The following is a 13,091-nucleotide window of genomic DNA, read 5'->3' as shown; positions in this document are numbered from 1 at the left end:
GGCTCCTTGGCCCGTCCCGCGATCGACCTCGACTATCTGAAGACCCGCCTGGCCGAACTGCTGAACACGCCCAGCCCGACCGGCTACACCGACGAGGCCGTCTGGCTGCTATGCCGTGAGCTGGGGCGTCTGGGCGTCGATTACGAGCTGACGCGGCGCGGCGCGATCCGTGCGCGCCTGCCGGGCCGGTCGCCGAAGCCGGCGCGCGCCTTCGTGGCCCACGTCGACACGCTGGGCGCCCAGGTCAAGGCGGTCAAGGACAACGGCCGGCTGGAGCTCGTGCCCATCGGCCACTGGTCCTCGCGCTTCGCCGAGGGCGCGCGCGCGACGATCTTCTCGGAGGGCGGCCTCTATCGCGGGACCATCCTGCCGTTGAAGGCGTCGGGCCACACCTTCAACGAGGAGGTGGACACCCAGCCCGTGAACTGGCGCCAGGTCGAGCTGCGCATCGACGCCGTGACCCACGGCCGCGAAGACACCTTGGCCTTGGGCGTGGATGTCGGCGACATCGTCGCCATCGACCCGCAGCCCGAGTTCATCGATACTGGCTTCATCGTCTCACGCCATCTGGACGACAAGGCGGGCGTCGCTACCCTTTTGGCTGCGCTGGAATGCATGATCCGCGAAGATCGCAAACCGACGGTCGATACCTGGTGGCTGTTCACGATCGCCGAGGAGGTCGGGCTGGGAGCCTCGTCGGTGCTGATTCCGGATGTTGCCGCTATGGTGACGGTCGACAATGGCACGACCGCACCGGGTCAGAACTCTTCGGAGTTCGGCGTCACCATAGCCATGGCCGACCAGACAGGCCCCTTCGACTGGCACCTGTCACGCAAACTGGTTCAACTGGCCCGCGACCACGACATCCCGCACCAGAAGGACGTCTTCCGATACTATCGCTCGGACTCGGCCTCGGCCCTGGAAGCTGGCGCCGACATCCGGACGGCCTTGGTCACCTTCGGCATCGACGCCAGCCACGGCTATGAACGCATCCACGAAAGCGCGCTTGAAGACCTGTCGCGCCTGCTGATCGCCTATGCCGAAAGCGATGTCGAAATCAGCCGTGACGCCAAATCGCTGAGCGGGGCGAACGGCTTCACACACCAACCTGTGGGCGACGAGGTGGACTAGTGCTTGGGTGATCGCTCATTCGCCCAGCCCGCCTCAACTTACGTAATGAATGTCGGCTTGTGGCAGCGTTCGACATGTCCGCTCATGGCGCATCGCCGACCTGGGTGAGTGATGAAGGGTAGGGCGTTGCGCCTAGCGCCAATCTAGAAAATGGCTGATCACATAGACCCAACGAGTATGACGATCGATTCCGCGCCACCTCGGCCAAGGAACAAGCTAATGCCATTGGTGGATCCCCAATCAAGCCCGACAATCGTGACCGAGGTGCAACTTGGCTGACTCATCCTCAATCATAGATCGCATCGTCGTTGTCGGCGGCGGGACCGCGGGATGGATGGCGGCGGCGGCGCTGGCGCAGGCGTTAGAGGGCGCCGGCAAGATCGTGACATTGGTCGAATCCGAGGCCATCGGCATTATCGGGGTGGGCGAGGCGACGATCCCGGAGATCCTGAAGTTCAACGCGCGCTTGGGGATCGACGAGGCGGACTTCCTGCGTGAGACCAAGGCCACGTTCAAGCTGGGGATCGAGTTCGACGGTTGGCGACGCGAGGGTGAGCGCTATTTCCATCCGTTCGGCGCCTTCGGGCTGGATATGGAAGGCATCGCCTTTCATCATTTCTGGCTGAAGGCCTGCGCCGAAGGCCGGTCGGAGCCGCTGGAAACCTACTCCATGGCCTGGCAGGCCGCGCGCCGTGGCCGTTTTGTGCATCCGCAGGGCGGGCCGCAGTCGCCATTGTCCAGCTTGGGCTACGCCTATCATTTCGATGCGGCGCTCTATGCGGCCTTCCTGCGCCGCTTCGCAGAAGGGTTGGGCGTCGTTCGGCATGAGGGGCGGGTGGTCGAGGTCCAGCAGGCGGCGGATGGCGACATCACGGGCGTAAGGCTGGACGACGGCCGGATCGTCGAAGGGGACTTCTTCATCGATTGCACCGGCTTCGTCGGCCTTCTGATCGAGCAGGCGTTGACGTCCGGCTATGAGGACTGGACCAACTGGCTTCACTGTGACAGCGCTGTCGCCGTGCCGTGCGAGCGCGAGGAGCCCTTATCGCCCTACACGCGGTCGACGGCGCGCGAGGCTGGGTGGCAGTGGCGCATTCCGCTGCAACACCGGGTGGGCAACGGCTACGTCTATTCCTCGGCGCACATCTCGCATCAGGAGGCCGAGGACGCGCTGATGTCGCGGTTGGAGGGCAAGGCTCTGGCCGAGCCGCGTCGTCTGCGGTTCGCCACAGGACGGCGGCGAGAATGTTGGAAGCGCAACTGCGTGGCGGTCGGATTGTCGAGCGGATTCCTCGAGCCCCTTGAATCGACCAGCATTCACCTGATTCAGAGCGCCATCACCAAGCTGATCACCCTGTTTCCGTCGCACAAAGACAGCGAGGGCCTTCGCCTCGAGTTCAACGGGTTGATGGAGGAGGAATTCGTCACGGTCCGCGATTTCCTGATCCTGCACTACAAGGTCAACCAGCGAGCGGGACCGTTTTGGAGCCAGGTGCGCGACATGCCGATCCCGGACAGGCTGGCGGCCAAGATCGCCCTGTTCGAGGATACGGGTCGGATCGTCAGGCGCGACCACGACATCTTTTCCGAGTCGAGCTGGCTGGCGGTCGCGGTGGGGCAGGGGCTGACGCCGCAAGGGCGTCACCCGATTTCCGACGTCATCAATCATGACGCCAATCTGGGACGGCTGTCGGCGATCCGTGACAGCATCTGGCGCACGGCCGAAGCCCTGCCGACGCACGAAGATGTCCTGACGACGACGATGAATCGTAAGGCGTTTTGAGGCGGACCTGCCGCCTGCAAGCCGTGTCATCAGACTCGCGTCCGTCGCAATGGTGTGCGCGCACCGCTTCTGACCCCGCCGATCGAAAACACGGCGACTTTGTCGCGAGGCGTTGACATCGCTGTCAATCGGTAGTCCAACACGCTCGCGGACGGTCGATCAAGGCCGCCGAAACGATTGTGACGGGCTGAACCGTCCTCGGGGGGATCAGAAGTGAAGTCAGAGATGTTCCAAGCCGGCTATGCGCCCGCCGCTCGCGGGCTGCGCCGTTCCGTGTCCGCCCTGGCGTTGACGGTCGCCGTCGTTGGCGCAACCGCCGCCCACGCCCAATCGACACCGGCGCCGCAGACGACTGCCCCGACCACGGACGATGCGGCGCAGGTCGACGACGTCGTCGTCACCGGCATCCGCGCGCGGATCGCATCCTCTCAGGCGATCAAGCGCGACTCCGACACCTTTGTCGATGCCGTGACTGCCGACGACATCGGCGCCCTGCCGGACAAGTCGGTTAACGAGGTGCTGCAGCGCATCCCCGGCGTGAACATCAACCGCTTCCAGGGCCCGACCGACCCCGACCACTTCTCGGTCGAAGGTTCCAACGTCATCATTCGCGGCCTGTCCTACGTCCGCTCGGAATTCAACGGCCGCGACGCCTTCAGCGTGAACACGGGCCGCGCCCTGGGCTTCAACGACGTGTCACCGGAACTTCTGTCGAGCGTGCAGGTGTTCAAAAACGCGACGGCTGACCGGATCGAAGGCGGCATCGCCGGGGTCGTCGATCTGCGCACCCGCAAGGCGTTCGACAGCCGCAAGTTCGTCTTCGGCGCGACGGCCGAAGGGTCGTATGGCGACCTACGCGAAAAGCCGGGCCTGGGCTTCTCGTCCCTGATCAGCAACGTCTGGGACACCCAGTACGGTTCGTTCGGCGCCCTGCTGAGCTATGGCGAGTCCGACCTCTATTCCGAAGCTTACGGCAGCCACCTCACCGACTTCACCTACCGTTCCGATCTGTCGAACGGCAACGATCGTCGCTATGTGCCGCGCGGCGGCGCGGTGCGGACCCAGCAGTTCGACCGTTCGCGTTCGACCCTGGACGGCTCGCTGCAATGGGAATCCACCGACGGCCGCGCCAAGCTGACCGGCGAATACATTCGCGCTGACTCGACCTCGGCCTGGGGCGAGCGCGTGGTCGAAGTGGATCTGGGCAGCGGCGGCAACCCCACCCCCCTGCCGGGCCAGTCGTTCACCTATGATTCCAACGGCGTCTTCACGAGCGGTCTGCTGGTCAGCGATTCGCCGAACCTGCAGGTCCTGCCCAAGCGTCAGCGCGATCTGCAAACCCTGACCGAAGACTTCTCCCTGGCCGCTGAATTCCATCCGACCGATCGCCTGTCGATCTGGCTGGATGCACAGTACAGCAAGGCCAGCGCCGACGATCTGGACATGACCGTCTATGGCGCCATCACGCCGCTCTACACCTTGATCGGCGAAGGAAGTCACGGCGTGCCGGACATCCAGTTCGTGGACGCGTCGGGCCAGCCGTCGGCCAGCACAAACGACCCGTCGAACTTCTACTATCGTTCGGCGATGGACCACATCGAACAGTCGGACGGCGATCAGTCCGCGTTCAAGGCCGACGTCAAATACGATTTCGACAACTCGCCGCTGCGCGCCATCCGCATGGGCGCGCGCTATTCGGACCGCGAGCAGACGCGTCGCTATACCGCCTACAACTGGGGTGCGATTTCCGAAAGCTGGGCTGGCGGCGTCACGCCGTTCCAGACCACAGGTCCGCTCGCCGTCGAAGCGTATGACTTCCCCAACTTCCAGCGCGGCCACAATCCGACGCCGATGAAAGGTTTTTACCCGACAGCCGATCTTATGACGGCCTATCGGGACGGCACGCTGCAGGCGGCCTTGGCTGCAGCAAGCAGCTCGGGCTCGACGTGGCGTCCGTTGGATCAGCGTCCGGGCGCCATCGCCGGCACGCCCTTCCTGCCGGGCGATATCAACAACTCGGCCGAACAGACTACCTCCGCCTACGTCCGGTTCGACTTCGGCTGGGATGATGTCTTCGGTCCGGACACCGCCGTCACCGGCAACCTGGGTGTTCGCTACGCCAAGACTGACTTCCAGACGCGCGGCTTCATCTCCAGCCCCAACATCGCGCAGAACTTCGGTGATGCGAACGGTTTCGACCCGCGCTTCCCTGGTCAGAACATTCCGGTGACCCAGGCCAATGCGGCCGCGATCGCGCAGTTCCGTTGCTCGACCATCCAGCCGGGTCAGTCGGCGCCGGGCTATTGCCTGCTGTCGAACGACCGTCTGAACCAGCTGGTCGCCTTCAGCGACGGCAGCTTCCAAGAGGTCGAGCGCGGCAACAGCTACGACGACTGGCTGCCCAGCCTGAACGTCAATCTGAAGTACAAGGAATGGGTGTTCCGCGGGGCCGTGTCGCGCGCCATGACGCGCCCGGACTTTGGCGTGACGGCCTTCGCCGCCACCTTGTTCTACACCGACATGAACCAGGTCCGGGACAATGGCGGCGACGTCAACACCGCCCCGCTGCTGACCACCTTCACCGGCGGATCGCAGCTGACGGGCGTCCGCTCATGGAACTATGATCTGGGCGTGGAATGGTATTTCAAGCCGGGCAGCTCGGTGACCTTCAACGCCTTCTACAAGGACCTGTCGGACATCCTGGCCAGCGGCTCGACCGTCCAGCAGTTTAGCAACGCGCAGGGTGTCTCCGCCGACGCTCAGGTCAACCAGCAGGTCAATATCGGGTCCGGCTGGATCAAGGGCTTCGAGGTTGGTTATCAGCAGACCTACAGCTTCCTGCCAGGCCTGTGGAGCGGGCTGGGTATCGAGGCGAACTACACCTACGTCGAGCCTTCGACCTTCCCCAATGCTGTGACCGAGCCGCGCTATGTGGGTCTGGAGCTGCCGTTGCAGCAGCTGTCGAAGCACACCTACAACTTCTCGGTCTTCTACGAGCGGGATCGTCTGTCGGCGCGTCTGGCCTACAACTGGCGCAACGGCTTCCTGCTGACGCCGCGCGACGACGTGAACCCGTTCTCGCCGATCTTCAACGACTCGACAGGGCAGCTTGACGGTTCGATCTTCTACACCCTGAACGACAACTGGAAGATCGGCCTGGATGGCGCCAACCTGCTGGACGAGGTCACCGTCACGGAGCAGCAGACGTCGTACAACCTGAACGGCGCGAACCAGGCCGGCCCGCTGGCCCCGCGCTCCTACTTCCGCAGCGACCGTCGCGTGACGTTCAGCCTGCGCTACACCTTCTAAAACTTCTTCTCTGAGCGAAGACTTGGGGCGTCGATCTGATCGACGCCCCTTTTTTCGTTCTGGATCAGCCGCCTTCGCGCAGCCTTTCGATGAACTGAGAATGGGCGGGCAGGGCGGCCAAGGTCTGGTCGAAGGCCATGACCATTCGCCCCAACGAAGCCGTTGCGCTCTTGATGTCCAGACAGTCGGCCTGGACGTCGTAGCGGCGCGGCGTCAGGCCAAGGCCGGCCATCAGCAGGGTCCAGTGCTGCGCGTCGTAGGGATCGCCATCCAGGCCGACACCGGCGTTGCGAGACGTGAACTGGGCGATGCGACGCGCCAGGTCGTCGCCAGCCGGGGCCAGTCGCTGGCCTTGCGATCCGCACAGAAGGATCAGATGAAGTCGGTCCGCGCGGTGCGTGATGTCGCGAACCACCGCCTGATTATACGCCTCGGCGCAGGCTGGAACCTGCTCGGACGCGCCCGGCAGCGATGCGACCAGTTGTGTCAGCTGTCGCTCCAGCGCGGCGCTATCCAGGCCCAAGGCGTCGCCAAAGCGCGCCGCCGCCGGACCAAGAGCAAGACGACGCCCGCTCCAGGGATGCGTATCCAGGCCGGGGGCGAGGGCGACGTCCGACAGGGCGGCGACGTCAACGTCGCCCAGCCATGCCGCGAGCGCCGCCTTCGCAACGTCAGCGGCCGTGCGATCTGTGGCGTAGGCCAGGCTGGCGAAGCCGCCGCCGGGCAGGGGGCTACGGCTGGCCAGCCCCTCTTCCAGGTTGGTCATATCCAGACGCGGCGCGTGATCGCCACCCGCGTAGCGCACGGTCAGGCAGCGGTCGTAGCCCAGGCGCGCGGTCCAGTCGCCGTCGCCGTCAAAGGCGCTGGACGCTCGCGTGTCCAAGGTCATGAAGGGCGCGATCGCGCGAGTGTCGCCCAGACCCTCTCGCACGCCGGCACGCAGGGCGATGTCCCGTAGTCGCGCCGTCAGAACGCGCGCGTCCAGCATCAGTCTGGGACGAAGCAAAGAGCGGGGCGATTGCCGATCCGGGCTGGGATGGGCGTAACGACCGGCCGCCATCACGCGCGCCTGGAACTGCAACGGCGTCAGAAGCGCGGCATAGTCGGGGGCGGCGGGCGACTGACGGGCGGCACGCAGCACGACGTCCGCCAGCGCAACCCCATTGATCCCAGGCAGGGGCTCCTGCTCGACGATGGCGATGTCTCGCCCGTCGCGCCAGTTTCGCAGCAGCGAGCCCAGGAAGAAGCCGCCGTGGCCCTGAGCCAACAGGTCGGCGCCGTCCGACAACTGGACGAGCACGCCGTCTGGATCAGCGATCACGACCTCGGGCTCTTCACCAAGCGCGCGAGGAGCGGCGTCTTCGATCAGGACCGAATGACCAGATGGCAGGTGGCGGGCCAGCAGCGCCGCCGCCGCCCAGGCCGCTAACCCGGCGCCCTGAATGACCCAAATCTTTTCGGTCCCGCTCATCGGAGGCTACCTGTGCGCGCAGCCGCATCGCGGATGAAGGCCATGTGATCGGGCGTCCGATCGACGGTCGATCTGACGTCGTCGCGCAGGCCTGCCAGCTTGTCGGACAAGACGTGCGGTTCCAGCCGATCGACACGCGGATCCCAGCCGTTCGGGACGATGTTCTGTCCCACCAGTACGGCGAGCCAGCTCGGCGGTAGGAAGACGCCGATGTCGTAGTCGGGCAGCAGGCCGCGCGACTTGAAGGCTTCGACCTTGGCCGAAAGACTGTCGGGCCAAGCCATGGTTCGCATCTCGCGCCAGAACGGCTCGTCACGCTGGTTGGCGACGTAGTGCAGGACGAGGAAGTCGCGGATCCGATCGAACTCCAGAGCCATGATCCGATTGTATTCCGCGGCGTCCGCCGCCATCCCAACCCTGTCGGGGAACAGATCCAGCAGCGTCGTGATCCCCAACTGGATCAGGTAGATGCTGGTGGATTCCAGCGGTTCCAGGAAGCCGCCGGACAGGCCGATGGCGATGACGTTGCGGCTCCACAGTTTTTGGCGTCGCCCGGTCTTGAAACTCAGCCGACGCGGCTCGGCCAGCGCCGGACCTTCCAGATTGGACATCAGGGTCGCCACGGCGTCCTCGTCCGAAATGTGAGCCGAACAGAAGACGTGGCCGTTTCCGGTGCGATGTTGCAGCGGAATGCGCCATTGCCACCCCGCCGCACGGGCCGTCGCGCGGGTATAGGGGCCGACCGGCGCTGTCGTCTGGCACGGCACGGCGAAGGCGCTGTCGCAGGGCAGCCAGTGGCTCCAGTCCTCGAACGTCGTCTCCAGCGCCTGATTGATCAGCCGTCCGCGAAAGCCCGAGCAGTCGACGAAGAGATCGCCCGAGATACGGCGCCCGTCCGACAGGACGACGGCGTCGACATCGCCCGTCGCGCCATTCAGGACATGATCGACGACCTTCCCTTCGGTGCGGACCACGCCGCGCCCGCACGACACCTGGCGCAGGAAGGCGGCGTAGAGGCTGGCGTCGAACTGAAAGGCGTAGCTGAAGGTGGACAGCAGGGAGCCGGGGTCTGAAACCGGCCGCTGGAAGCGGTTCGCCTCGGCCGCCCTGACCGGATAGCTGTAGTCGCTGATGTCGGCGGGGTCGCCCATGGCGCGGCGCGCGGCCCAGACATGGTGGAAATCGATCCCCTCGATCGGCTCGCCATAGGCGCCGAAGGGATGGATGTAGCTGTCGCCGGGCCGCCCCCAGTCCACGAACTGGATGCCCAGTTTGAAGGTCGCCTGCGTCTGGTCAATCAGCGTCTGCTCGTCGATGCCCATGGCCGTGTTGAAGGCGCGGATGTGGGGCAGGGTGGCCTCGCCCACGCCAACGATGCCGATCTCGTCGGACTCGACCAGTTCTATCGACACGGGGCTGCCCGCCAGACGATGAGACAGGGCGGCGGCCGTCATCCAGCCAGCGGTTCCCCCGCCCAGGATAACGATTTTTCGGATCGGACCGGCATCGTTTCGGATCATCATGCCGACTGTCTAGCAGACCGTTTTTCAGCATGACAGCGATGGACAAGCCTGGCCATACGGCGTGTCGGCATCGCCTTTTCGAACGGGGATGTTAGAAGCGGTCTGAGCGACGTTCAGGGGGACGGATTTTGGCGACGGTGACGATCTATGACGTGGCCGCGAAGGCGGGCGTGTCCATCAAGTCCGTGTCGCGCGTGCTCAACAACGAGCCGAACGTCAGCCCCACGCTCAGAACAAAGGTGGAGGAGGCGGCTGCTTCTCTGGGTTATCGGCGCAGCCTGTCGGCGCGTAGTCTGGCGGGTGCGTCGTCGTCGTTGATCGCGGTGCTTGTGGACGCGGATCTGACCATCGAGCACTGGAAGAGCGGGCGCGGCAGCGACTATCTCGGGCGTCTGGAGTTCGGCGCCCTGATGGAGGCGCGCCAGGTGGATTACCATCTGATGATCGAACTGGTGGACCATAACTCGCCTGATCTCGAACGCGATCTGATGGCGCTGTTGAACTCGATCCGGCCTGAGGGCGTCATTCTGACCCCGCCGAACTCGGACAATACGGTGGTCATGGACGCCTTGGAGGCGGCCGGCACGCCCTATGCCCGCATCGGGCCGGAAGCGGCGTTCGATCGGGGCTTCTGCATCGAGATGGACGAACGGCGCGCCGCATTGGAGATGACACGTCATCTTATCGACCTGGGGCACACGCGGATCGCCTTCGTCACCGGACCAGTCGCCTATGGCGCCAGCCGGCGTCGTCTGGCCGGTTACAGGGACGCCATGGCCGAGGCGGGCCTGGACGTGGCGCCGGCCTGGGTGGTTCAGGGCGACTTCACCTTCAACTCCGGCGCGCTGGCGATGGAGAAACTGCACCAGACCGCGCCCGACATCACGGCGATCTTCGCCAGTAACGACGATACGGCCCTCGGCGTCCTGCAATGTGCGGCGAGGCTGGGGCTGTCGGTGCCCGGCGACCTGTCGGTGGCAGGTTTCGACGATTCGCCCGGCGCGGGTTTCAGCACGCCCGATTTGAGCACCATCCGTCAGCCGGTAGCGGAGATGGCCGCCGCCGCCGCGCAACGCCTTATTCCGCCTCTTCGTCGGCTTCTGGACGGCGACGCCGCCGCGCGTGTCATCGTTCCGCATGATCTGATCATGCGCCAGTCCACGGCTCGCATCGAGCATTGAAAAGCAAGATCAGGCAGTTGTTGACAGCGCTGTCAGACGTTTGGCACAGTGGTTTTTGTCCGGGGCTGTTTCGGACATCCATATCGGCCTGAAGGCGCGTCTCCGGGGTTGGCTTGGGCGGCGTGGCGGCCGCAACGATCAGGTCTTCCCCCATGCGCATGGCCGCCACCGCCCTGGTGATCACCCTCATGTCGAGCGCCTGCGCCATCGACCCCGGCATGGCTCGGGCCGTTCCCGTTCAGGCCGTGACGCCCCAGGCCTCCATCGTCACAGACGCGACGCGCGCCCATCCGGCGCTTTGGCCTCGCGCGGCCTCGCCAGCGGCGATGACCGATGCGGCGACGGAAGCCTTCGTCACGGAACTGATGGGCCGGATGACGCTCGAGGAGAAGGTCGGCCAGACGATCCAGGCCGATATCGCCTCGATCAAACCTGAAGACCTGCTGACCTATCCGCTGGGATCGATCCTGGCGGGCGGCAACTCATCGCCCGGCGGCGACGAGCGCGCCTCGGCCGACAAGTGGGTGGAGCTGGCCCGGGCCTTCCGTGCGGCGGCGGCCCAGCGGCCGGGCGCCAGGATCCCGCTGATCTACGGCATTGACGCCGTGCATGGTCACAACAACATCGTCGGCGCCACCATCTTTCCGCACAACATCGGCCTGGGCGCCGCGCGCGATCCCGACCTGATCCGCCGCATTGGCGAAGCGACGGCGCTGGAAGTCGCTGTGACCGGCGCCGACTGGACCTTTGGCCCGACCCTGGCCGTGCCCCAGGACGACCGCTGGGGCCGCGCCTATGAAGGCTATGCCGAGAACCCCGAGGTCGCCAAAAGCTACGCGGGCCCGATGACACTTGGCCTCCAGGGTTCGCTGTCGGTCGATCATCCGCTGACGGCCGGCCATATCGCCGGCTCGGCCAAACACTTCCTTGCCGACGGCGGCACCACGGGCGGCAAGGACCAGGGCGACTTCGCCGGGTCCGAACAGGAGATGATCCGCACCCATCTGTCCGGCTATCCTCAGGCCATCGACGCCGGCGTGCTGTCGATCATGGCCAGCTTTTCCAGCTGGAACGGCGTCAAACACTCGGGCAACGAGACCATTCTGACCGACGTGCTGCGCGGCCCGCTGGGCTTCGACGGCTTCGTGGTGTCGGATTGGAACGCCCATGGCCCACTGCCGGGCTGTTCGAACGAAAGCTGCGCCTTGGCCTTCAACGCCGGCATCGACATGTTCATGGCGCCGGACAGCTGGAAGCCGCTCTATACCTCGACCCTGGCCCAGGTGAAGTCGGGCGAAATCCCAATGGCGCGCCTGGACGAGGCGGTGCGCCGCATCCTGCGCGTCAAGGTCAAGACCGGCCTGTTCAACGACAACCGCCCGGTCGAGGGGCATCTCAACGAACTGGGCTCGCCCGCTCACCGCGCCCTGGCGCGCGAGGCGGTGCGCAAGTCGCTGGTGCTGCTGAAGAACGAGGGCTCGGTGCTGCCGATCCGCTCGGGCGCGCGGGTGCTGGTCGCCGGCCACGCTGACGACATCGGCCAGGCCTCGGGCGGCTGGACCCTGACATGGCAGGGCACGGGCAACTCGAACGCCGACTTCCCCAATAGCCAGTCGATCTGGGCCGGCATCCGCGAGGCGGTCGCCGCCGGCGGCGGCCAGGCGACGCTCAGCGCCGACGGGGCCTTCACCCAGAAGCCCGATGTGGCCATCGTCGTCTTCGGCGAAACGCCCTACGCCGAGTTCCAGGGAGATGTGGACACGCTGGACTTCCTGCCGACCGAACCGCTTGAGACGTTGAAGAGGCTGAAAGCGGCGGGCATTCCGACCGTGTCGGTCTTCCTGTCGGGCCGCCCGATGTGGATCAACCCTGAGATCAATGCGTCCGACGCCTTCGTCGCCGCATGGCTGCCGGGCACGGAAGGCGGCGGGATCGCCGATGTGCTGGTCGGCGATGCGGCGGGCAAGCTGCGCAACGACTTTACCGGAACCCTGTCCTTCAGCTGGCCCAAGACCGCCAAGGGCGAGCCGCTGAACGTGGGCCAGCCGGGTTATGACCCGCAGTTCGCCTATGGCTACGGCCTGACCTATGCGCGCAACGCCGGCGTCGGCCTGCTCTCGGAAGACAGCGGCGTCGCCAATGCCGGCGGCAGCCTGGATCGCTATTTCGTCGACGGCCGCTTCGTCGCCCCCTGGTCGCTCATGCTGCGCGATGCGGGCGGAGACTTCCGCCTCGGCGCCGAAAAGAGCGGCGCCAGTCCTCGCGGCGGCGTGTTGGCGCGCGCCACCGACGGCGCAGGCCAGGAGTCGGCCCGCGCCCTGATCTTCTTGCAAGGCGGTGGCCAGGCGATGATCGTGGCGCAGCCGGTCGATCTGACTCGCCAGTCGAATGGCGAGATGGCCATCGCCTTCCGCTACCGCGTGGACGCCCGCGCCAAGGGGCCCGTCTTCCTGACCCTGGGCGCCGGTTCGGTCGATATCTCCAGCCTGATCGCCACAGCGTCCGTCGGCGAATGGCTCACGCTGAAGGTGCGTCTGTCGTGCCTGCGCGATCGCGGCGCCGACATCGCCGCCGTCGATCAACCCTGGGGCCTGCGCACCAACGCCGACTTCGCGGTCACGGTCGAAGACATCCGCCTGGCCTCAAACGAGGGCGACGCCGTCTGTCCGACGCAGTAGGCTGGCGCTTGCCAA

General features: G+C 65.6%; 7 protein-coding genes. 5 read left to right on the top strand and 2 right to left on the bottom strand.

What is annotated here, in order from left to right; genetic code table 11:
* Nucleotides 1–6: 6 nt before the first annotated feature.
* The 3 genes from HNP47_RS08400 (at nucleotide 7) to HNP47_RS08390 (ending at nucleotide 6,223) form a co-directional block, all read left to right on the top strand.
* On the top strand, nucleotides 7–1,131 hold the full coding sequence (locus tag HNP47_RS08400; RefSeq protein WP_184279193.1) for an osmoprotectant NAGGN system M42 family peptidase: 1,125 nt from the start codon (nucleotides 7–9) through the stop codon (nucleotides 1,129–1,131).
* A 271-nt stretch (nucleotides 1,132–1,402) separates the two neighbouring features.
* Nucleotides 1,403–2,914 (top strand): tryptophan halogenase family protein, encoded by a 1,512-nt coding sequence (locus tag HNP47_RS08395; protein ID WP_260394749.1) that lies wholly within the window; start codon nucleotides 1,403–1,405, stop codon nucleotides 2,912–2,914.
* 213 nt (nucleotides 2,915–3,127) lie between these two features.
* Nucleotides 3,128–6,223 (top strand): TonB-dependent receptor, encoded by a 3,096-nt coding sequence (locus HNP47_RS08390; protein WP_184279192.1) that lies wholly within the window; start codon nucleotides 3,128–3,130, stop codon nucleotides 6,221–6,223.
* Nucleotides 6,224–6,287: 64 nt separating this feature from the next.
* Here HNP47_RS08390 and HNP47_RS08385 read toward each other — a convergent pair whose 3' ends face one another.
* On the bottom strand, nucleotides 6,288–7,694 hold the full coding sequence (locus HNP47_RS08385) for a tryptophan 7-halogenase (RefSeq protein WP_184279191.1): 1,407 nt from the start codon (nucleotides 7,692–7,694) through the stop codon (nucleotides 6,288–6,290).
* Complete coding sequence (locus HNP47_RS08380) at nucleotides 7,691–9,217, bottom strand: tryptophan halogenase family protein (protein WP_184279190.1); 1,527 nt, start codon at nucleotides 9,215–9,217, stop codon at nucleotides 7,691–7,693. Before HNP47_RS08380 ends, HNP47_RS08385 begins: the two co-directional genes overlap by 4 nt.
* A 137-nt stretch (nucleotides 9,218–9,354) precedes the next feature.
* On the opposite strand from HNP47_RS08380, the gene HNP47_RS08375 reads away from it, so the two are divergent.
* Together HNP47_RS08375 and HNP47_RS08370 are read left to right on the top strand one after the other, a co-directional pair.
* Nucleotides 9,355–10,398, top strand: a complete 1,044-nt coding sequence (locus HNP47_RS08375; protein WP_311770058.1) for a LacI family DNA-binding transcriptional regulator — start codon at nucleotides 9,355–9,357, stop codon at nucleotides 10,396–10,398.
* Between the two features lie 152 nt (nucleotides 10,399–10,550).
* A complete protein-coding gene (locus tag HNP47_RS08370; RefSeq protein ID WP_184279188.1) occupies nucleotides 10,551–13,076 on the top strand; it encodes a glycoside hydrolase family 3 N-terminal domain-containing protein in 2,526 nt (841 codons plus the stop codon).
* Nucleotides 13,077–13,091: the final 15 nt, after the last annotated feature.

It is taken from the genome of Brevundimonas vesicularis, assembly GCF_014204545.1.
Lineage (GTDB): Bacteria > Pseudomonadota > Alphaproteobacteria > Caulobacterales > Caulobacteraceae > Brevundimonas > Brevundimonas vesicularis_B.
This window is presented reverse-complemented; position numbering and strand designations above follow the sequence as displayed.